14 protein-coding genes are annotated in these 21,956 nt (G+C 69.6%); 6 read left to right on the forward strand and 8 right to left on the reverse strand.

The features are described 5' to 3' along the window. Nucleotides 1-42: 42 nt before the first annotated feature. Nucleotides 43-3,285, reverse strand: coding sequence for a DNRLRE domain-containing protein (locus ACIA5F_RS23060; protein ID WP_399355866.1), 3,243 nt, complete (start codon nt 3,283-3,285; stop codon nt 43-45). Nucleotides 3,286-3,843: 558 nt separating this feature from the next. On the opposite strand from ACIA5F_RS23060, the gene ACIA5F_RS23065 reads away from it, so the two are divergent. Both ACIA5F_RS23065 and ACIA5F_RS23070 read left to right on the forward strand, forming a co-directional pair. Next, a complete protein-coding gene (locus ACIA5F_RS23065; RefSeq protein WP_399355868.1) occupies nt 3,844-11,673 on the forward strand; it encodes a ricin-type beta-trefoil lectin domain protein in 7,830 nt (2,609 codons plus the stop codon). Nucleotides 11,674-11,786: 113 nt separating this feature from the next. Continuing rightward, nucleotides 11,787-12,179 (forward strand): hypothetical protein, encoded by a 393-nt coding sequence (locus ACIA5F_RS23070; RefSeq protein ID WP_399355870.1) that lies wholly within the window; start codon nt 11,787-11,789, stop codon nt 12,177-12,179. A 30-nt stretch (nt 12,180-12,209) separates the two neighbouring features. On the opposite strand, the gene ACIA5F_RS23075 is transcribed toward ACIA5F_RS23070, so the two are convergent. From ACIA5F_RS23075 to ACIA5F_RS23105, 7 genes are read right to left on the reverse strand one after another with little or no spacing between them, the layout of a single operon-like run. Next, nucleotides 12,210-13,493 (reverse strand): tyrosine-type recombinase/integrase, encoded by a 1,284-nt coding sequence (locus tag ACIA5F_RS23075; protein WP_399355872.1) that lies wholly within the window; start codon nt 13,491-13,493, stop codon nt 12,210-12,212. Further along, the gene (locus ACIA5F_RS23080; protein WP_399355873.1) at nt 13,493-13,717 is read right to left on the reverse strand and encodes a helix-turn-helix domain-containing protein; all 225 of its coding nucleotides are present in this window, start codon (nt 13,715-13,717) and stop codon (nt 13,493-13,495) included. The genes ACIA5F_RS23075 and ACIA5F_RS23080 overlap by 1 nt, the downstream gene beginning before the upstream one ends. After that, on the reverse strand, nt 13,714-15,090 hold the full coding sequence (locus tag ACIA5F_RS23085; protein ID WP_399355946.1) for a replication initiator: 1,377 nt from the start codon (nt 15,088-15,090) through the stop codon (nt 13,714-13,716). Before ACIA5F_RS23085 ends, ACIA5F_RS23080 begins: the two co-directional genes overlap by 4 nt. Then, a complete protein-coding gene (locus ACIA5F_RS23090) occupies nt 14,975-16,042 on the reverse strand; it encodes a DUF2637 domain-containing protein (RefSeq protein ID WP_399355875.1) in 1,068 nt (355 codons plus the stop codon). Before ACIA5F_RS23090 ends, ACIA5F_RS23085 begins: the two co-directional genes overlap by 116 nt. 36 nt (nt 16,043-16,078) lie before the next feature. Then, nucleotides 16,079-17,461 carry a cell division protein FtsK gene (locus ACIA5F_RS23095; protein WP_399355876.1) on the reverse strand — a complete coding sequence of 461 codons (1,383 nt, stop codon included), beginning with the start codon at nt 17,459-17,461 and terminating at the stop codon, nt 16,079-16,081. Nucleotides 17,462-17,471: 10 nt separating this feature from the next. Then, nucleotides 17,472-17,660, reverse strand: coding sequence for a hypothetical protein (locus ACIA5F_RS23100; RefSeq protein ID WP_399355878.1), 189 nt, complete (start codon nt 17,658-17,660; stop codon nt 17,472-17,474). Continuing rightward, entirely contained in the window at nt 17,657-18,010 is a 354-nt protein-coding gene (locus ACIA5F_RS23105; RefSeq protein ID WP_399355881.1) for a hypothetical protein, read from the reverse strand. The genes ACIA5F_RS23100 and ACIA5F_RS23105 overlap by 4 nt, the downstream gene beginning before the upstream one ends. A 165-nt stretch (nt 18,011-18,175) precedes the next feature. Here ACIA5F_RS23105 and ACIA5F_RS23110 point away from each other — a divergent pair, with 165 nt between their 5' ends. The 4 genes from ACIA5F_RS23110 (at nt 18,176) to ACIA5F_RS23125 (ending at nt 21,681) form a co-directional block, all read left to right on the forward strand. After that, nucleotides 18,176-19,069, forward strand: a complete 894-nt coding sequence (locus ACIA5F_RS23110; RefSeq protein WP_399355883.1) for a GntR family transcriptional regulator — start codon at nt 18,176-18,178, stop codon at nt 19,067-19,069. A 585-nt stretch (nt 19,070-19,654) separates the two neighbouring features. After that, the gene (locus ACIA5F_RS23115; protein ID WP_399355885.1) at nt 19,655-20,905 is read left to right on the forward strand and encodes a helix-turn-helix domain-containing protein; all 1,251 of its coding nucleotides are present in this window, start codon (nt 19,655-19,657) and stop codon (nt 20,903-20,905) included. Nucleotides 20,906-21,062: 157 nt separating this feature from the next. Further along, nucleotides 21,063-21,401: a hypothetical protein gene (locus ACIA5F_RS23120; RefSeq protein ID WP_399355887.1), complete on the forward strand. Its 339-nt coding sequence runs from the start codon at nt 21,063-21,065 to the stop codon at nt 21,399-21,401. Further along, a complete protein-coding gene (locus tag ACIA5F_RS23125; RefSeq protein ID WP_399355889.1) occupies nt 21,394-21,681 on the forward strand; it encodes a hypothetical protein in 288 nt (95 codons plus the stop codon). Before ACIA5F_RS23120 ends, ACIA5F_RS23125 begins: the two co-directional genes overlap by 8 nt. The last annotated feature ends 275 nt before the right edge of the window (nt 21,682-21,956 follow it).

Raw genomic sequence — 21,956 nt, forward strand, 5'->3', positions numbered from 1 at the left:
GTCCCCTTCGGGAGTCATGGGGTGGTGGATGTGGCGCCGGGATCAGCCGAACGCCTTGATGCCCGACCATTCCGTGCCGAGCACCGCTTGTACGGCGACGCCGGTGTCTTTCGCCCCGGGGTGGTAGATCCAGGTGTAGCCGTTGGACCCCTTGGCCCACAGGTCCGGTATGCGGTCACCGTTGACGTCCGGGGTGCTGATGACCAGGGGGATGCTGGCCTTGGTCCAGCCGGCGCCGTAGTTCACGTCCGCCTTGTCGCGGGAGGCGCCGGCGGTGGCGATGGACAGCAGGTCCGTGCTGCCCGGGGCCGTGCCCGGCTTGCCGAACCGCAGGTAGAGGTTGCCGGTCCCCGGGCTGCGCCACACCAGGTCCGCCTTGCCGTCGAGGTCGATGTCCCCGACCGTCAGCAGCTCGCGGTCGGGGCCCCACACGTCGGGGTTCATGAGCGTCGCCTTCTGGAACGCGCCGCCGGTGTACCCCTCCAGGGCCCAGAACGCGGTGCCGGTACGCAGGAGCAGTTCGGGCAGTTTGTCGCCGGTCAGGTCGCCGACCGCCATGATCTGGGTCCACTGGTCGGGGTTCGGCACGCCGGCGGGGACCTTCACCCGTATCCGCTTGTCCACGTTGAAGCTGCCGTAGCCGTCGCCGGGGTAGATCCAGAAGCTGCCGTCGGGGATGCGCGCGAACAGGTCCGTGGTCCCGTCGCCCGGATACACGTCCGTCCGGTGGGTGATGAGGGCGGTCCTGCCGGTGGCCGGGTCGAACCAGTGGCCGGGCGGGTTCAGCTGCCCGCCGGAGGTGTACGAGGCCGCGAGCGAGCCGTACATCTCGCCCCGCTCGTCGCCGGGGAAGGTGCGCAGGTTGCCCTCGGCGTCGATGGCCAGGAGATCGGCGCGGCCGTCGCCGCCCACGTCACCGGGGCCGTCGGCCTCCTGGCGCGGCGGCAGGTAGAAGAGGTAGTCGGTGCGCTGGCTGCGGTTGCCCGCCGCGTCGTACGCGTGGACCAGGAGCGCGACCGGGCCGGAGTGGGTGGGTTTGAGGTCGGGGATGGTGGCCGTGCCGTTGACGGCGGGTACCTCCTTGATGTTCAGGCCCGCGAAGGAGTAGCTGAACTTGACGGCGTCGGCCGCTGTGAACGTGGCCGCGCCGGTCTGTCCGAAGCGGACCGTCGCCCAGGTCGCCCCGTCCGGGGTGGCCGGCTTGAACACGGCACTGGTCACCGCCGGCGCGGGCGGGCCGCTCGCGTCCACGGTGACCCGGCAGGGCTGGTCACCGGCCGGGAAGGTGGCGGAGGCGGCGCCCTCCGAGTCCTCGGCCCGCACGTCCCACGAGTAGGAGCCGGTGTCGACGAGGGTGGCGGAGGGGACGGTGGTCGAGGCCCGGCCGTCGGACTGCGGGGTGACCACGGTGCCCGCCGGGACGGCGTCGCCGTCCTTCCAGAACCGGAAGCGCAGGCTCGTGAGGTTGCCGTCGGCGTCGGTGGCCCTGGCCGAGAGCACCAGGTTCGCCTTGGCCACGATCTGACCGGCGCCCGTACCGGGGACGCAGGCCCCACCGGGGTTCATGGTCCCGTCGACGGGCTCGTCCGGGGCGCGGTTGTAGACGACCGTGAGTTCGGCGGCGTCGGCCTTGAACTTGCGCCAGGTGAACGTGTCGTTCTCGACGACGGAACGCAGACCGAGGGTGACGTCGGGCGCGCCGGCGTCGGCGGCCTTCTGCGCCGCGTCCTTCACGTTGAAGCCGACGTAGTCGTCGGCGCAGCCGGTGCGTCCGTGGGCGAACCCCTTCTCGTCCTGAAGGGTCGCCCAGTCCGGCTGCTTGTTCCAGGTGGTGCCGGAGGAGATGGGGCCGGTCCAGTACAGACGGTAGGTGCGCGCGGTACAGGACCAGGTGTGGTTGTTGAGCACGCGGAAGGTCGCGCTGGTGAGAGCGGCGCCCTTGAGGCGTTCGTCGAAGCCCATCCGCCAGAAGGCGCGGGCGGTGCCACCGGACTCCTTCTCGTAGCCCACGCGGGCCTCGGGGGTGCCGTTGTTGAAGTTGGTGCCGTTGAAGAACGAGCTGTTCGGGTGCGGTTTGTAGGCCGTGGTCCAGGCCTGCTCACCACTGTGCATGGTCGGGTCGACGAAGACCGGGAACCGGGTCGCCGGGTCCGTCAGGAGGCCGGTGGCCCCGACGTCCAGGCGCAGCCGCGCCTGGGAGGTGCCGTCGCCCTCGACCTCGATCGGCAACGGGGCCTGGCGGGAGCCCGGTTCCATGCCGGCCAGGCCGGACAGGCGCAGCACCTCGGCGGAGCTGCCGACGGAGGTCCGGGGCACGGCCTGCGGGTCCTGCGCGGCTTGCGGGTCCTGACCGGAGGAGTCCCAGGCGAAGGGGGTGGGCACGGAGCCGATCTCCGCGCCCGACCCCGGGTCGAGAACGGCGACGCGCTGGGCCTCGGGGTCGTGCCGGAAGACGGCTGTGGCGGAGCGCAGCCCGTACGTGACGGTGGCGAGTGCGGGGTGGGCCGCCGCCTCCTTCGTCTTGACGATCAGCACCTGGCCGAAGCCGCCGTCCTGGCGGGCGACGAGCAACAGGTCGACCCCGGGCAGCACTTCGGGGTAGAGGGCGCGCGGGCCGTCGAGGACCGGCTTCGGCAGCGGGCCGGGCCAGGTGTAGGCCACGGTGTGACCCGCGAGGTCGACCTCGGCGAGGACGGAGACGCTCATGTCCTCGCCCGCACCCTGGTCCTTCCCGGACGGGGCGGCGGGTGCCGGTGCCGGTGCCTTCGCGGGAGCCGCGGCGGCCTGACCGTACGCGGCCGGGCGGGCCGTGGTCACGCCGGGCGTGGTGGCGGGGGACTGGGCGGGGTCACCAGCGGCGGGCTCGTTCCCGTTGGCGAAGCGCACCGGCAGCGGCACGTTGGCCGGGCGCACGGTGAGCCCGTCGGCGTCCCTGGCCTTCGCGTCGTCGCTCACCTTCGTGTCGATGGGGGCCCAGAGGCCCTCGGTGTTCTTGGCGCGCTGCGGCACGGCGGATATCCGGGTGCGCAGTTTGCCGTCGGGCTGGGCCCAGGTCAGCGTCGTGGCATCGGTCTCGGTGTCGACCGGAACGTCCTCGCCGGTCCGACGGGACTCGGCGGCGGCGGCCACCGCGTCACGGGGACCGGTGGACGCCGGCCGGGCGTCACCGGACGCCGCGTCCAGGACCGGTGGTGGGCCGTCGGGTTGCCACCAGGTCAGCAGAGCTGCCGTCAAGGTGGCCACGATGAGGCCGAGGGTGCAGGTCAGCCGGGCGCGCGTACGCACGAGGGGACTGAGGAGGCGGGGCACGGTCACTGCGGTCTACTCCCGTGGGGGACCAAGCGGAATGGGAACAGCACAAACAGCCCCATACGGCTGACCGTGGGGCAGAGAAGCACAAACGATCACACGGGAGCAGGGGCACGTCCAGGAGTTTGATATTTACTCGTTCGTTATGAACCCTTGGTGAGGGCTGTGCCATTCGAGGTGATGGCCTGAATTCGGCAGTAAAAGTGTCGATCAGGACGCAACCCTGTGCGGTTGGCACGGTTAACCCCTCCCTTGCGTATGAAATGACCGACAACAACTCGGGCAGGGAGAGTGCGGGCATTTCTGGCGTGAGGAACGCCACAGACCTTCCGCGGAGGTCGCTCTTCGTGCCCTTGATTCCCAGTCGGTCCGTGTCCGAGAGTTCCCCGGCGCGGGTCCGAGCGGACGTGTGCCCTGCGGTCGTCTCCGCAGACCCGCAAATTCCTTGCCCGCAACCTTTTGAATTCCTGGTGGGAGTCGCCGCGTATGCGTGCCACAAGTCCCCTGCCATGGCTGGGCCGTGGACGCCCAGCCATGACGGAGTCGATACAACGACGTCGACGGCTGCGCCGCACCGGCGTCGTCCTGATGCTGTCCACGGCGCTGACGGTGACCACACTCACCGCCCAGGCGTACGCGGTACCCGGCGACAGCCTCAGCCGTGAACTGAAACTGCCGGACCTGCCCGGGCAGGACCCGGTCAAGGCCAACAAGAACGCCGAGAAGAACCTCACCACCGCCGACAAGGTGCCCGTCACCCCGTACGTGCCGACGAACGTGACGCCCTGGCGGCAGGACGTCGGCACGGTCGATCTGACCGAGGTGGCGCCGGGTCAGTCCGTGAAGGTCGCGAACCTGCCGGTGTCACTGGGTGTGCCCGAGGGCACCGACCCGGCCGCGCTGGACGGTCAGTGGCAGGTGGCGGTGGCCTCGCCGGAGACCTCGCAGGAGGTCGGCATCGCGGGTCTGATCATGCGCGTCACCCCGCCGGCGACAGCGACCCCCACGGCATCGGTCGCCATGTCGGTGGACACCAAGCCCTTCGCGGACCTCTACGGCCCGCAGGCCGCCGACCGCTTCGGCCTGACGCTCCTCCCGGAGTGTGTGCTGACCGCGCCCGACAGCGGTGACTGCGCGGCCGCCGGACCTGCGGGCGCCACGCCCATGACGGGCGGTGGGGAGCCGAAGTTCGAGCGGCTGTCCAGCGAGGTCAAGACGGTGCAGACCGAGACCTCGAAGAAGGCCCGCAGCACGTCGGCGAAGGACGCGAGCTCCGGCCGTGTCCTGACCGGTTCCGTCCCCGTGGCCTCGCTCCTCGGCGACTCGGGCTGGCGCAAGAGGATCACCGGCGGCGACGGGAGTGACGAGCCCGGCAACACCGGCGACACCCGCGACGGGGTCGCCGAGGGCCGCATGGCCGCGCCGAGCGCAGGCTCCCTGGCGGGCTCCGGTCAGGTCGTCGGTGCGATGGACACGGGCGCCTCCTCGTCGGGTGACTTCACCGCGACGCCGCTGCTGTCCTCCGGTTCCTGGGCCGCGGGCTCGTCGAACGGCGCGTTCACGTACTCGTACCAGGTGCAGGTTCCCGAGGCACCGGGCGGTCTGACCCCGAAGGTCGGACTGGGCTATTCCTCGCAAGCGGCCGACGGCCGTACCTCGGCATCGAACAACCAGGCCTCCTGGATCGGTGACGGCTGGGACTACAACGCCGGCTCGATCACCCGGACGTACACGAGCTGCCGCCAGGACTCGCAGAAGGCGGGCTCCAACAACAAGGACCACAAGACCGCCGACCTGTGCTGGGGCTCGGAGAACGCGACCCTCTCCCTCGGCGGCTCGACGACCGAACTGGTGTGGGACAAGGACAAGGGCACCTGGACCACCGGCAACGGCGACAACTCGCGTGTCGAGCTGCTGAAGAACACGGGCCTGAAGAACGGTGACGCGGACGGCGAGTACTGGGTCGTCACGACCAAGGACGGCACCCGCTACCACTTCGGCCTGAACCGGCTCCCGGGCTGGTCGGACAAGGGCACGCCGGACACCAAGGACGACGACCCGACCACCGACTCGGTCCTGAACGTCCCCGTGTACGGCAACCACGCCGGTGAGCCCTGCTACAAGGCGGGCGACTGGAAGAACTCCGGCTGCACCCAGGGATGGCGCTGGAACCTCGACTACGTCGAGGACGTCAACGGCAACGCCATGTCGCTGTGGTGGCAGAAGGAGACGAACTACTACGCCCGGAACTTCGACTTCAAGGCCCCGGTCGTCTACGACCGCGGCGGCCACCTGACCCGCATCGACTACGGCCAGCGCAAGGACACCCTGTTCTCCGCCGAGGCCATCGGCCGCGTGCAGTTCAAGACCGCCGAGCGCTGCTTCGACGAGCCCACCGTCGCCTGCACGGACGCCAACTTCGCGGCGAAGGACCCGGGCAAGTTCCGCATCTGGTACGACACCCCGGCCGACCTGCGCTGCGCGCCGGACCCGAAGGTGAAGTGCTGGAACGCGGGCCCGTCGTTCTTCTCCCGCAAGCGCCTGGAATCCATCGTCACCTCCGCCCAGCGCCTGGAGGGCGACACCGCGCGCCAGGTCGTGGACGAGTACCAGCTCAAGCAGTCGTTCCCGGTCCTGAGGACGGGACCGAACACGGCGCTGTGGCTGGAGTCGATCAGCCGTACCGGCTATGCCCGCAAGGGCGTGACGGACACGAAGGTGACGTTGCCGACGGTGCGTTTCGAGCACAACGTCGACGACATGCCGAACCGTGTCATGCGCGGCGCGAACGACCCCACCCCCGGGTTCGCGCGCCTGCGCATCGGCCGCGTCATCAACGAGCACGGCGGTGAGACGGTCGTCACGTACCGCAAGCCGGAGGGCGAGTGCGCCACCGGTACGGGGCTGCCGACGGCGAAGGACAAGGACGCGCTGAAGAACAACGCGCGCCTGTGCTACCCGGCCTTCTGGCACCCGGACCCGCAGAAGGAGGACGAGGTCTCCTGGTTCCACAAGTACGTGGTCGAGAAGATCGAGGAGCTGCCGAATGTCGACGGCGCCTACGCCAACGCGACCGGCTACGAGTACAGGAACCCGGGCTGGAAGCTGGCCGAGTCCGAGTTCACCAAGCAAGCCACCCGCACGTACTCGCAGTTCGCGGGCTTCGAGATGACCACGGTCACCACCGGTGTGAAGGGCACGGTGGAGGTGGGGCAGGAGAACCCGCTGACCGGCGGCAAGCGGACCAAGTCCGTGACCCGCTACTACCGCGGCCTGGGTGACAACGTCTCCGTCAAGGACATCACCGGCGCGGAGATCGGCAAGGACCGCGAGGCCTTCGCCGGCCGTGTCGCCGAGCAGCTCACGTACACCGACCCGGACGCCCCGCCGGAGGGCTGGGTCTCACGCGGCATCACCACGCTGGAGGCCGTCGAACTGGCCAAGCGGGTGCGCGGAGACGGGCTCAGTGACCTGAAGGCCTGGCGCGTGCTGGAGCCGGTGGAGCGGGCTTACACCAAGTCCTCCGGGACGGGCGACGACAAGCGCACCGAACGCGTCGTGGAGACGCGGACCGGCTACGAGCCGGTCTACGGTCTCCCGGTCCAGGTGGACGTCCTCGGTGACACGGGCAAGGCGGGCGACGAGACGTGCACCCGCTCCGAGTACCTGCACCAGGCCGAGCGCAACATCATCGGCCTGAGCAAGCAGGTCCTGACCAGCCCCACCTCGTGTGCGACGGCGGACTTCGGCAACCTCACGACGCTGACCTCGGGCCAGCGCACCGGGTACGAGGGCCAGGCATGGGGCATCGTCCCGGGCGCCGGCACGCGGGCCAAGGCGACCGAGACCTGGAACCTGAAGGCGGACAGGACGGGCTTTGAGTCCACCGGCACCGTCGGCTTCGACGCCGTGGGCCGTGTCGTGCGGATGACCGACCCCGAGCAGCGGTCCTCCACGATCACCTATGAGCCGGTCGCCGGCCAGGTGTTCAAGACCGTCGAGACCAATGTCCTCGGCCACACCCAGGTCCAGGAGGTCGAACCGGGCCGCGGGGTCTCCCTGCGGACCACGGACGCCAACGGGCGGGTCAGCCTCGCCTCCTTCGACCCGCTCGGCCGGCTGCTGGAGGCGTGGTCCTCGGGGCGTTCGCCGGCGTCCCACTCGGTGCCGGACTTCCGTGCCGAGTACACGCTGCGCGAAGGAAAGCCGCCGTACGTCACCACCTACAGCCGGGGCCACGAGAACCGCGTCGAGACCGACGTCACCCTGTACGACGGTATGGGGCGCGAGCGCCAGTCCCAGGAGCAGGCACCGGGCGGTGCCCGCCTGATCACCGACACGCTGTACAACAGCTCCGGTGAGGTCTGGCAGACCAACAACGCCTACCTCGCCGACGGCAGGCCCAGCGGTGAGCTGTTCACGCCGCTCGCCGACACCACCCTGCCGAACGTCACCCGGTACACGTACGACAACGTCGGCCGTGTCCTGCAGGAGATGCCCGTCCTGAGCGGTGTCGAGACCCCGGACCGGGCCACCCGCTACGAGTACGGCCTCGACCACTCCACGGTGATCAACCCGTCCGGTGCCCCGTCCTACCGGGTCTACACCGACGCGCTCGGCCGCTCCGCCAGGGTCGACACCTTCACGGACGCGGGCCGGACCGGCTTCACCTCCATGCGCTACGAGTACGACACGCGCGGCCAGATGGTGAAGGCCAGCCACTCCGAGGACCCCACCCACCCGTGGACCTGGGGCTTCGACCAGCGCGGCCGGATGGAGACGGCGAACGACCCGGACACCGGCACCAGCCGGACCACCTACGACCGCTACGACCGGCCCGTGACCGCCACCAACGCGCGCGGCGTCACCACGTGGACCGACTACGACGAACTGTCGCGCCCCAAGCAGCTCCGCCTCGGCGGCGCCACCGGCACCCTGCTGGCGGACTTCACCTACGACAGCGTCACGGGCGCCAAGGGCCTCCCGGCCACGGCCACCCGCTACACCGACGGCCTCGCGTACACGCAGAAGGTCAACGGCTACACGGAGGACTACCAGCCCACCTCGACCACACTGACCCTGCCGCAGTCCATCGCCGACACGTGGGGCCTGCAGTCCTCGTACACCCACGCGTACACCTACACCGACACCGGTCTGCTGGACGAGGCCACCATCCCCGCCGTCGGCAGGACGGCCTCCGAACGGATGGTCGTCCGGTACAACGACGAGGGCCTGCCCCTGTCCGTCTCCGGCAAGGACTGGTACGGCGCGGAGACCGTCTACTCCCCGCACGGCCAGGTGCTGCGCTCCACCCTCGGAGCCCAGCCCTACCGGGTGTGGTCGCAGACCTCGTACGACGAGGCCAGCGGCGCCGTGACCGACCAGCAGGTCTACCGCGAGCAGACCGGTGACGGCGCGGTCGTCCAGGGCAACCTGGTCTCGCACCGCTCCTACGCCTACGACAACGCGGGCAACGTCACCTCCATCCGTGAGGGTTCCACCGGCATCGAGGAGCGCCAGTGCTTCTCCTACGACCCGCTGGGACAGCTGAGGACCGCCTGGACCTCGGGTGACCAGAACTCCTGCGCCGCCGGCCCGAAGGGCCCCGACGGCAAGGTCAACGCGGTCACGGGCAAGGACAGCTCCGGCTACTGGCAGGAGTACGAGTACGACCTGCTCGGCAACCGCACCAAGCTGGTCGAGCGGAACCTGGCGGGCGACACCGCCAAGGACACCACCACCACGTACGCGTACGGAAAGGGAACCGAGAAGAGCCAGCCGCACACCCTGACCAAGGTCACCAAGAAGTACACGACCCCGGCCGGGGCGCAGGTCACCGCCGAGGCGGAGCGGCTGTACGAGCTGACGGGCGAGACCACGTCGGTCACCTCCACCCAGAACGGCGACAAGCAGCAGCTCACCTGGACCTACGACGGCCAGATCGAGCGCGTCACCGGTTCGGGCCAGAACGGCAGGACCTCCTACGTCGGACCGGCGCAGAAGTGCATCGACCTGAGACTGGGCACGGCCACGGCCGGGCAGCCGGTCCAGCTGTACTCCTGCAACGGAACCGGGCCGCAGCGCTGGGCGTTCACCCAGACCCCGAACCAGCCGGACGCCAACCTGGGCACCCTGTCCATCTACGACACCTGGTGCGCGCAGCCGACCGGCAACACCGCCGGCTCCGAGCTCCAGATCCACAAGTGCGACGGCTCGGCCGCCCAGCAGCTCAAGCGGAACGCCGCGGGCCAGTTCACCCACGTGCCGTCGGGGCTCTGCGTCGAGGCGAAGGGCGGAGCCACGGCCGAGTCCACCCCCCTGGCCCTGGCCACCTGCTCCGGCAGCGCCGCGGCGCAGCTGTGGGAGCCGCAGAACGACACCCGGCACATCTACGGGCCGAGCGGCCGTCTGCTGACGATCCAGGGCAAGCAGGCCACGCTGTACCTCGGTGAGACCCAGGTCACCACCCAGAAGGGCGGCGTCCTGGTCAACACCCAGCGCACCTACGCCGTCCCCGGTGGCGCCGTCATGCGCTACAGCTACGGCAACGGCGGGGACCAGATGGTGGCCCTCGCGGGCGACCACCAGGGCAGCCCGTACGCGGAGGTCACCCTCGGCGGCGGCATGCAGGTCCGTGTCCGCAAGCAGGACCCGTTCGGCAACGAGCGCGGGGCGTCCACCGGCGCCGCCACCATGCAGGCGGACAAGGGCTTCCTCGGCGCCCCGAAGGACACCGCCTCCGGGTACCAGATCCTCGGCGCCCGCATGTACGACCCGGCCGTCGGCCGTTTCCTCTCCGCCGACCCGGTGCTCGACCTCGCCGACCCGCTGGCCCTCAACGGGTACACCTACGCACACAACAACCCGGTCACCCTCTCCGACCCCTCGGGCCTGTCGGTGTCACTGACCTCGTCGGAGCTCTCGGCGGCGCTGGCGGGTGTGGGGCTGAGCTCGGCGGATGTCGCCCAGGCGCAGGCCAACATGAACCGGAGCCTCACCGACGTCATCCTCGGTGCCGCGTGGGGCATCCTCGCCGAGTTCACCGGTCTCAACGCGGCGATGGGCTGCTTCAGCCGCGACCTGTGGGCCTGCCTGGACTTCTTCACCGACCTCATCCCGTTCAAGAAGATCCTCAAGCTGGGCAAGGTTCTCGACGGCGTCCGGAAGACTTTCGGCGCCATCAGTGCCTGGAAGACGGCAAAACAGGCCGCGGAGAAGGTGCTCGCGGTGGCGAAGGCCGCCGAACAACGAGCACTGGAGATGAAGAAGAAGGCGATCGAGGAGGCGAAGAAGAAGGCCGCCCAGTTGGCCAAGAAGAAGGCCGACGACGCGAAGAAGAGAACAAGTCAAGCAGCAGTAAACAAGACGAAGAAGACCGGAAACACCACTCACAAGCAGGCCCAGGTAAAGGCCAACCCGAAGGGAGCCTCGGCCAAGGCCGTCACGGGCAGCGCAGCCAAGGGGAAGAGCGGCGCCGGCAGCAGCACCGGCGGCAAGTCCGGCGCCAGTTCGCGGAGCACCGGCGGTTCCAGCGGCTCCGGCGGCTCCGGCAAAGCCGGGAGCGGCTGCGAGACCGGCAAAGCCGACAACAGCTTCGTACCCGGCACCAAGGTACTGATGGCCGACGGCACCACCAAGCCGATCGAGGACGTCAAGACCGGGGACCAGGTCGTCGCCACCGACGAGGAGACCGGCGAGACCCGGACCGAGACCGTCACCGCCGAGATCAAGGGCAAGGGACTCAAGAACCTCGTCACGGTCACCGTCGACGTGGACGGTGAATCCGGCTCGGCCACGGAAACGCTCGTCGCGACGGACGGACACCCGTTCTGGGTACCCGCACTCGGCGCATGGGTGGACGCCAAGGACCTGACCCCGGGCCAGCTGCTCCGCACCAGCACGGGCATCCTGATCCAGATCACGGCAGTCGCCCACTGGACCGCCCAGAACGCGACGGTCCACAACCTCACCGTCTCCGACAAGCACACGTACTATGTGCTGGCGGGGCAGACTCCGGTCCTGGTTCACAATTCCGGAGGGGCGTGCAAGGAAGTAACCCTGCCTAGCTTTGACAGCTTCGAACAAGCCCGCAACAAAGCGCTTGATCTGTTGGGTGAGGTTGATCCAGCTACTCGGCAGCCGTACATCGGACGTCTCGAATCTGCGCCGACGACCTACGGCAAGGTAGTGGGATTCACTACTCGGGTTAACGGTGAATTCAAGAGGTTCAGGATGGATTACGATCCAGTGAAGGGTCCCCATATCAACGTGGAAGTCGGCAAGGGGGACTCGGCGCGTAAGTGGGCAGTGCCATGGAATGGGACAGAAGACGATTTCGCGAGAATGCTTGGCGGTAATTCGTGACGCTCGACGATGTATACGGAACCAGGCCGGACCTCCTGCCCAAATCTATGGTTCGAGTGGTTCGTGCAGATCAGCAGGGTGACCGACGGCTAACTTGGGTTGGCCGGCCGGGTGTGCAGCTGCTGAACCTGGATCAGCATCTCCAGTACGAGCGCGAAAGCCTCAGTCATTACCCGCGCAGCTCCGACGGTGCGATCGCGTGGGGCGCGGTGGCTGATGGTTTGGTGCTCAGCTCGATGGAGTCGGGTTCCATCGAGCTGAGCACCGTAATCCAACAGTTCGCCCCGAAGGCTGGCAGCCTAATCTTTTTCTGGGAGAGCTTGGCGGTTCCGAGTGTAGAGATGGGGCTTGAATTCTCCATCTCTCACCTGCCGGATATCGCAGAATCCGTACCGGAATTCTGGGTCTATTCTCCAGGTGACCGCATTGTGGTGGAAAGTTCGTTCTCTGGCGTAGTGACTGTGGCCCATATTCCTGTGGAAGCAGATGGCCAGAGTCCTGCGTAACGCCGTTTGACGGCAACGCTGACGGCAACGTCAGCGGACGACCACCGCTGAGGGCGGCGGCTCTTCGGAGTCGTCGCCCTCAGCCAGTGCGTCGCTCAGGGTGTCGATGGCCTGGCGCTGGAGGCGGAGTCGGACGTGGGCGTAGACGCCGGCGGTGACGCCGATATGGGCGTGGCCGAGGAGTTCCTTGATGACGACGAGGTCGACGCCCTGTTCCAGGAGCAGGGTGGCTGTCGAGTGGCGGAGATCATGGAAGCGGATCGTCCGGAGTCCGGCGCTGTGGAGAAGGCGGCGGAAGCGGCGGGTGAGGTTGCCTGGGTCGAGTGGCCTGCCCTTCGGGGTGGTGAAGACGAGGCCGTTGTCCGTCCAGCCCGTTCCGGCTGCCTGACGCTCTTCCTGATGCTGTTCCTGGTGCATCTTGAGGGAGTTGATGCATTCGGTTGGGAGGGCGATGCGGCGTTCGGAGGCGAGGGTCTTGGTGTTCAGGACAGTCAGACCCTGGCTGCGGGTGCGCTGGAGGGAGCGGTGGATGGTGGCGGTGCCGCCGTCGAGGTCGAGGTCTTCCCAGTGGAGGCCGAGGAGTTCGCCCTTGCGGAGTCCGGTGCGCAGAGCGAGTTCGTACAGGGCATGCAGCCGGTCGGCGCCGACCGACTGGAGGAACTGTCGGGCTTCGGCGGCGGTGAAGGGCTGGAAACGCCGGGGGCGGGGCGTGGTGGTCTTGACGTTCCGGGCGACGTTGCGCGGCAGTTCGTCCTCGCGGACGGCGTGTTCCAGGGCGGACTTGAGGACCGCGTGGACGTACGTCACGGTCAACGGTGACAGCCGCTTTCCACAGCACTGGCCGATGGCGCAGCAGGCCCGCCGAGCAGCGTCCCGTTCTTGGGCGCAGCACTGGCAGGTGGTGCGGAGTCCGTCGAGGAAGGTGCGGATGTCGCGGGTGGTGAGCCGGGCGAGCTTCTTGGCGCCGAGGCCGGGGTTGAGGTGGAGGCGGATGGAGGCGGCGTAGCGGGTGTGGGTGTTCTCCCGCAGGTGGTGAACGGCGACGGCGTCCAGCCAGTAGGCAAGGTAGGCGCTCACGGTGCTGTCGGCTGCCGCGACGGGGAGACCTCGGTTGCTGGCGGCGATCTTCTCGGTGAGCTTGGTCATCGCGTCTTTGCGGGTGGTGCCGTAGACGCGGACGCGCTTGCAGGTGTTGCCGGGGGCCAGCACGTATCCGGCGGCTTCCCACCGTCCGTCCTTGCGCTGGTAGACGGTCCCGTCACCGTTCGCGCGAGCGCGGGAGCGGCGGGACGGAGCGGGGCGGTGTGTGGTCATCAGGCGGCTTCCTGTTCCAGGCGGGTGCGGATGAAGTCGGTGAGGGCGTGGGCGGGAATGCGGCGGGCGCGGCCGAGGGTGATCGAGGCGAGCTGTCCGGTACGGAGCAGGTCGTAGACGGCGGAGCGGCCGAGCTGGAGGCGGGCCATGACCTGGGGCACTGTCAGCAACTCCAGGACCGGGCCCGTTCCGGTGTGGAGGACGGCGGGCGGGGGCGAGGTCATCTGCAGCCCTCTTCGGCCGTGAACCGGCGTTCCAGTTCGTTTCGGTGCCGGACGTGGGCGGCGAGGAGGGCCGCGCCGGGGCTGTAACCGGAGCCGAGGTAGTTCCAGTGGCTGACGACGAGCGTGGTCGCCGGGTCGGCCTCGGGCAGGTCGGCGTGGGCGCGGGCCTGTTCGGTGCGCCAGGCGCGGCGGGCGTCGCGCAGCGCGCCCAAGGTGGTGGAGTAGCGGCGGGACTTGGTGGAGAAGTGGCCGCGGAAGCCGAGCATGTGCGCCCACTTCCAGAGCTTGAGGTCGGCGAACTCCGGCAGGCGGCCGAGCTCCCAGCAGGTGCGGATCATCTGCCGCACGTGTCGGGCGACGGCGAGGCGGGGCAGGGGCCGGGCCTGTCCGGTGCCGTCGCAGACGGTGCAGGGCAGCGGGGTTCCGTGGGGCAGAAGGGTGGCGCCGCGTCCCTGGCAGGGGCGGCAGTACAGGGAGCGGTCGAGGGTGCCGGAGGCGTCGGCGGACTTGGTGGCGTACTTGGCCACGTAGGCGGCGACCGCCTGGTCGGTCAGTTCGGCGTCGGTGCCGAAGGCGGCGATCTCGCGTACGTCGAGCTGTTGGCCCCAGCCGAGTTGGTGTTCCCCGACCGCGTCTGACGCGAGCGTGATGCGGGCGCGCGGTGCGGCGGCCTGGATGGCGTCGGTGAGCACAGCAGTGGTGGCGTACGAGGGTGGGGGCTGGGTGCTGCCGTCGGGGCCGTCGAGCCGGATCACGGCGTGGAAGTGGACCAGGCCGCGCTTCTGGTACTCGGCAACCTTGGCGAAGGACACCCGCAGCACAGTGCGGGCGGCCTTCTGGGTCATGCCGAGCCGGATGGCGAGCTCCCGGCGCAGATAGGTGGTGAAGCGTGCCCACAGGGTTCCGGCGTGGGCGTTGAAGAGGACCGCGCCCACGTAGTCGTACGTCGCCGGATTCAGTGGGGTGCCGAGCATGGGGTCCGTGGATTCGTGGCGGGTTCCGCAGCGGCAGGGCCGGGTGTCGGGGCGGTTGTGGACGGGGCCGAAGGAGGGGGCGGTGAGGGTGGTGAAGACGCGGGGATGAATGCGGACGGTGTCGGGCACGGTCTTGCCCCCGGACAGGCCGGCGCGGATGAGGTGGTAGGTGTCGGCGGCGTAGAGGCGGGAGCAGGCCGGGCAGCGTGAGGCACGGCGGTTGCCGCACGCGGTCAGCAGGCTGCCAGTGGGCTCATCGGAGGCGGTGTAGGAGCGCAGCACCTCACCGGTCATGGTGTCGATGGTCGTGCTCTGGCCGGTCAGGCGGACGGGTTCGGTGCAGCCGCCGAGGCGTTCGATCTGCTGCTGCGCGCGGTCGAAGTCGGGGTGGTTGACCAGGTGAAGCAGGTTCCGCACGGCGGGGCTTGCCACGTGGCGCAGGTCCAGGGTGACCATTCGGGGCGTGTCCCTTCTGTCGGGTGGGTGGCCCCGAGCAGCAACCAGCCGAACTGGAAGGCGTGTTGGTGCTGCTCGGGGCATGACGAACCAGGCCCAGGGGCGGCGTGGATTGAAGCGAGGGGGATTTGGACGGTGAGGGCCGGGGTTCAGAGCTGAGCGAGTGCGGCGGTGGCCACCGGCAGGGCGACGCCCATGCGCGTGCCCAGGTGGGCGGCGGTGATCGGGTGCCGTGCTCGGCGCGGTGGGTGTCCGCGATGCGCTGGGCCGCGTTCAGCAGGGCGGCCGGCAGGGCAGGTCCGGAGGCGAGCTGGGCCGCCTTGACGACGACGGGCGGAGCAGCGGGCGGAGCCGGAGTGGGCTGCGGTTCCTCGGTCAGGGCGGCAACGACGTCGGGGTCGGGGGCCGGGGGCCTTGATTCGAGGGCGGGTGCTTCGTCGTGCACCGGCTCGGGGAGAGCAGCGGCAGTTTCCTCCAGGTGCGGGGTGGGGTGTGCGGGGGTGTGGAACTGGGCGAGGAGGGTGGGGCCGACGTGGCCCCAGCCGAGGAGCAGGAGCGGGGCGACGGTGTCCAGGCAGGCCCGGCCGTAGCGTCCGGCCAGCAGCGGTTCGGCGGTGTTCAGAGCGAGGGTGAGCAGCCCGCACAGGTGCAGCAGCCGAGTACCGGCCCTCAACTCCGACTTGGACACCCCGCGCAGGGCCAGGAACCGCAGAGCGACCAGGAGCCCGACGACGGACAGGTCCACCATGGGGGCGATCAGCGGCGCGATCGGACGGGGGACACCGAGCCGCAGGGCGAGCGCCCAGACGTTGCCGAAGGAGAAGACGAAGGCCAGGGCCGCGATGACCGCCATGACCACGGTCACGGTGCGCCGGGTGAACCGTTCCTCCGCCATGATCTCAACCTCCCTTCCGGCGTGGGTGTTTCGGGATCACTTGGTGAGCGAGGGCGCGGGCGTTGCCGTCCGGCCGGTCGAGCGCAGGAGGGCGTCCAGGCACAGGTCCGGGTCGGCGGTCAGGTGCGAGGTGTCCTCGGCGACGCGGGCCGCGTCGGCGTCGGAGACGTAGGGGGTGCGGATGCGGGTGTAGCCGGGGCGGCCCTGCATCGCCATCACCGCGACGCCGACGTAGGCGGGGTCCTGCAAGGTGACCGGGCTGGCGTCGGGCCAGTTGCGGATGTCCTCACCCAGAGCGGCCACCGCGGCCTCCACCGTCTTCTGCGCGAAGGACAGCCCGATGGGGCACACGTCGCGGATGAAAGTGGGGATGGCATCGCCGGTGGTCTTCTGGCTAATCAGGATCACCAGGATGCCGACGCTGCGGCCCTTCTTGACCAGGTCCTCCACCAGCCGGGCGTTCTCCGCCGTCAACGCGGCTAGTCGCTTCGTGGCCGGGTCGCTGCCCTTGTACTCGCGGAAGTACGTGTGCGCCTCATCGATGATCAGGACCGTGAGCGGCCACTCCGGAGACGGGCCGACATGCCACATGTTCTTCACGCCCAGCACGTCCCGGATCGTCGCCGAGCGCCGCTTACGCAGCTCCACCAGCCGCTTGAACAGCGCGTTCGCCTCATCCAGGTCATCCCCGCAGAACGCGAACATCCGCTTGACCAGGTCGGCGTAGTCGCCCTCCGAAGCCCGCGACACCTTCCCGTCCGCCGTCGCGAACTGCACGGCCGCCGACGGCGCGAAGTCGCAGACGAACTTGTTGACCCCCGAGGTCTTGCCCGCACCCGGGACGCCGGCCACCGTCACCCCGGGCACATTGGCCAGGGACACGCACACCTGCGCGGCGAACTCGTCCACCCCCAGCTCCCAGCGCGTCAGATCCCCGGGCGGCCGACCCGTGGGCCGGTGTTCAGTGGGCGTGGTCAGCGGATCGGAGCGCACACCCCGGATCACCACCTTGCCGGGGCCATCCGGCAGCACGGACACCCGCGTGCACCGCCAGGCATCCGCCAGGAACCGCGCCGACTTCTGGTACTCCTCCAAACCGACCTGCGGCAGCGTCCGCGCCCGCACGATCACCCCGAACCGGTCGGGCTTCACCTTGATCTTCGGCGTCAGTACCCGGGGCGCGGGGGTGGCACCGTCCTTCTGGGCGGTGATCTGCGCGAGCAGGCTCGGGGTCTTGTCGATGACCGTCAGACCGGCCATCCGCGCGAGGCGTACCCAGCCCCAGCGGACCCGCACGGCCTGCCGCATGCTGGCCCGCGTACCCCGGTCGGCCCGGACGTAGCGCACCACCGTCACCAGCAGCCACACACCGGTCAGCACGACCGCGACCAGCAGCGCGTCCGGCGCGTATCGCGTCACGGCTTCCACGTCACGCCCCCTCTTCACGTATCAGGTGCAGCATGTCGCCCAGGTCGAGGCGGGCCGCGTGCTCCGGGCTCAGGCCGAGCAGATCAAGCAACGCCGCCGAGACGGCGAACGTGCCCTTGCCCTCGGCCCCCGGCAGGGGTCGGAGCGGATACAACTCCCGCTCCGGCGTGGGGTTTTCGAAGCGGATCACTGGGCCGCCTCCACGGTCACCAGGTCCAGGCGGGCGGCCCGGTAGGCGACGCCGTCGGAGAGCTGGCCGTTGAAGATCCGCGCCCACGGGGTGGCGAACAGGTCCACCGGCCGCACCATCACCCCCGGCTTCAGTCCGGCCGCGAGACCGGTCTCCGGGACCGTGATCTTCAGGACTTCGGCCCGGCCGTCCTCCATGAGCATCACAGTCACGGTGTACAGCGATGCCCCGGTCTGCCGGTCGGTAGCGACCTCCCCGGTCTGCTGGTCCTTGATCTTCAGCACCGGCTCGGTGCCCGCGATACACACCGCCGACCGCAGCAGAGCAACACGGATACGAGTCATGGCCATGCCATCACGCCCCTTGTTCGGTGGAGTCGCTTGATCGACTCGCCATGACCATAGCGGCACACTCGCTACACCCGCAACACTCGATTCGTATCGCTACACCGATACGGCTGGAACGCCGAGGACGCGCGGGTGTGCCGCGAGTGCCGACGCCGCTACCCTCGTGCCATGAAGCTGCCCCTGGGAGAGGACCCCCGGCCGCCGTACGTCCAGGCCGCCGACGTCCTGCGTGCTGCCATCCACGACGGCGAGCTGCGCCCAGGCGAGCGGCTGCCCGCCGCGCGCGAGCTGCAACGACGCTTCGGCATCGCCAGCTCCACGGTCCAAAATGCCCTGCGGGTCCTCAAAGAGGAGGGGCTGATCTACTCCGTCCTGGGCCGGGGCAGCTACGTCCGCGCGCCGAAGCCGATCGTGGCCACCGAAGCGGAGGTCGTCACGGCAGAGGAAGACGAGGTTGATCCCGGTGAGTCCGATCCTGAGTACACCGGTCTCGCTACCCTCCGGCGTGGTTGGCAGACTGCCGACAGTCCCCCTGACGATCCCCGCCCCCCGTACGTGCGGACTGCGGACGAACTCCGCAAGCAGATCAAGGACGGCCGGCTCGCACCGGGTGCCAAGCTCCCGTCCGCCCGCGATCTGCAAGCCCAGTACGGCATCGCCAACTCCACGGCGCAGAACGCCCTGCGGGTCCTCAAGGAGGAAGGGCTGGTCTACTCCGTGCAGGGCCGGGGCGTCTTCGTCCGCCAGCCCAGCCCGCGCGATCAGTTCCTCAAGCGCTACAACGAGGGGCTGGAGGAGATGGTGGCCCAGCGCCGGGCGGACGAGGAAGCGGTACGACTCAGCGGCAAGACCGATGACGAGGTAGCCGCCGAACTCGCCGCCGCCGAGGAACGGTTCACCAAGGCCAGCACCGAGTTCGAAGCCGCCACCGCCCACCGTGACGCCATGCGCGCCGTCATGGAGCAACGCAAGCGCCTCAGTGGCAATTACACGCCCGAGGAGACCGCCGCCAGCGCTCAGCGCCTGCGCGACCGACTCAACGAAGGCAGACGCCGACGCTGAACCACCCGCACCCGGCGGAACAGCGGGGCGCCCAGCTCGGGGGAGCTGTTCAGAGTTTCTTTACTTGATCAAGGCGGTCCGCTGGCGCGGCCCGCGCGCGCTCCGGCCCTGCGGGGCCGCCGCCCGCTCCTGTCTCCGCCCCGCTGGCGACGGCCCCGCCGGTCCGGGCGCGCAACAGCCAGCACAGCGAAGTACCTGGGGCGCTGCCCCAGACCCCGGCCCTCTCTCTGAGGGGCAGGGGGTTCGTGTGCGGGTGCGGCTTCGTCGTGGCGTGGGGTCGAGGTCGCGGGAGGGGCCCCTCGCCGCCCGGTCACCGGAGGCGTACCAGGAACCCCCGGGGGCCGCCAAGGCCGAGCGCACGCGTCACGAGGTGAGCCTTGGCGGCCCCCGGGGAACCCTGGCACGGCGAAGCTGCCCGACCGACGAGGGACCCCTCCCGCTCAGGCCCCGATTCTGCCGGGGCCCGGCAAGACGGCGGTGCATGCCGCGTCGGGGTGGGTGATCGCTCCGGGGCGGGTATCTGCCCGATAGCCACCGGTTGTTGCGCCCGTCCGGCGTACCGTGGCGCTGGAGGTGGTGAACGCGATGACTACGGAACTGGCCGAGAACGTCCGCAAGTACCGACGCCGATCCGGGCTGAGCCAGGAGGAACTGGCCCACGCCGCAGGCGTCTCGCCGGGCACGGTCCGCAAGGTCGAGCAGGGCGGCACCGTCCGCATGGAGACCCTGCACATCCTCGCCCGCGCCCTGGGTGTCACCACCGCGACGCTGCTGGCACCGGACGCCCCCGAGCCGGTCGGCCGCGCGGAGGACGCGAACCGGGTCAACCTGATCCAGCTCCGCGCCGCCCTCACCCCGCCGGTAGGGATCACCGACGAACTGGCCGGCGAGCGGGCCGATGAGGAACCGAACCTCCGCAGCTTCCGCCGGGCCGTACAGGACGGGGCACTGCTGTACCACTCCGACAGCTACAAGAGCGTCGCCTCCCAACTCCCCGCACTCCTGCGGGACGCCAACAGCGCGGTCGCCTTCTTCGACAGCGGCGAAGAGCACCGCCAGGCCGTCCTGGCCCGCGCCGAGACCCTCCAGCTGGCCGGGCGCTACCTGACCCAGGTGCGCCAGTACGACCTCGCCTACACCGCTCTGTCCGGAGCCATCACCGACGCCCGTCATGCCGGAGAGCAGCTCACCGGTGCATCCGGCGTGATCGGCATGTGCTGGCTGCTCCTGCGCCAGGGACGACTGGACGAGGCCGAACAGCTCGCCGCCCGCACCGCCGACCTGATCGAGCCCAGGCTGTCCCGGGCCACCCCGGACGAATGCGCCGCCTGGGGATGGCTGGCCCTGCGCGCCGCCGCTGCCGCAGGCCGCAACAACCGCCCCCAGGAAGCCCGCCACTACCACCGCATGGCCAACACGGCAGCCGCCGCCGTCGGCCGGGAGCACACCGGATCGTTCTTCCGCCACTGGACCACCTTCGGCCCGCTCACCGTCGGCATGAAGGACGTCGAAGACGCCATGATCCTGGGTGACGCCCGCACCGTCGTCCGCAAGTCCAGCCAGGACGCCATGTCCCCCAAGGCGTGGAAGAACACCGGACGCCCCAGCGACGACAACTGGAACCGCCACCGCATGGACGTCGCCCGCGCCCAAGCCCGTACCGGTGATCTCACCGCCGCGATGGAGGAGCTGGCGGGAGTCCGCCGTGCCTCGCCGGAATGGCTGCGGCACCAGCGGATGGCCGCCGAGACGATGCGGGAGATCTTGAAGAAGCGCAAGCGCACCCTCACCGCGGAGATGCGCGAGATGACCGCCTACCTGGGCGTCGTCGGATAGCTGCCACGCAGCGTGGCACTTCGCGCTCGATCATCCCCCAACTGCCCTGCTGTGCACCTGGGATGACGACTAGTCCCGCACGTACGGTCGCCGTGTCCCAATCAGCGAACCCGGTCGGGGGTGCACGGTGAGCCAGCCCAGGAGTGACGCGGACCGCATGCGTCGCAGGGAGTTGTACGACGCGTCATCGGGAATCACGGGCCCCCGCCTGCTCCCGTGGACCACGCCCGAGGGGAAACCCTGCTACCTCAGCACCAATGGCACGGGCTACCTCACCAGCCTCGCCGACAGCATCGAAACCGTACAGCTCGACATGGGCGAGGAACTGCTCACGTACGCCCGGGACGTCCTCGCCCCCGGCGCGAAGACGGTCTCGGGCACCGAGTACCGCTGGCTCGCCTGCCGACTGAGCGAAGCCCTCACCGACGCCCTCCGCGTCGCCGACTCCCGAGGCCGGCGCATCCCCGATCCGGATGAAGCAGCCGACGATGCCTGACCAGACGGCTGCCGGCGTACCCGGCCAGAGCGGCGCGCGAGGGCGCTACCGGTTCCGCGAGTACCACGTGACCACCGCTGCCGACCCTATGGCGCTGCCCGCCTACGAGGCGCTCTGCGTCACCGGCGAGGAACACAACTGCGGCCACGAATCCGGCACCCTCCACACCCCGGACGAGCTGACCCGCTGGATCGCCCAACACTGCGCCCGAACCGGCCACCAGCACTACGAGCAGACCACCCGCGCCATACTCCGCGCCGAACCCGGAGCGTGGCAGTAAAGTCCCCCTGCGCCGACACTCCGCCAGCGGCAGCACCACCGAGCGCCCCGCGCTCCTGACGGCAGTAGCGACGGCAACACCCACGGATTCCCCCGCACAGCCACGGACATCAGCGGAACCCGAAACCGCCGCTGATCTGCGAATACGCAGATAGAGAGGGGTCGCGTAGCACACGTACTATGTGCTGGCGGGGGCCACTCCGGTCCTCGTTCACAATTGCGGACCTGAGGCTAGAGCGGCAGCGCAATCGGCGCCTGCGGACGCCACGATGAGCG

This window comes from Streptomyces sp. NPDC051567 (assembly GCF_044454165.1).
In the GTDB taxonomy this organism is placed as follows: Bacteria; Actinomycetota; Actinomycetes; order Streptomycetales; family Streptomycetaceae; genus Streptomyces.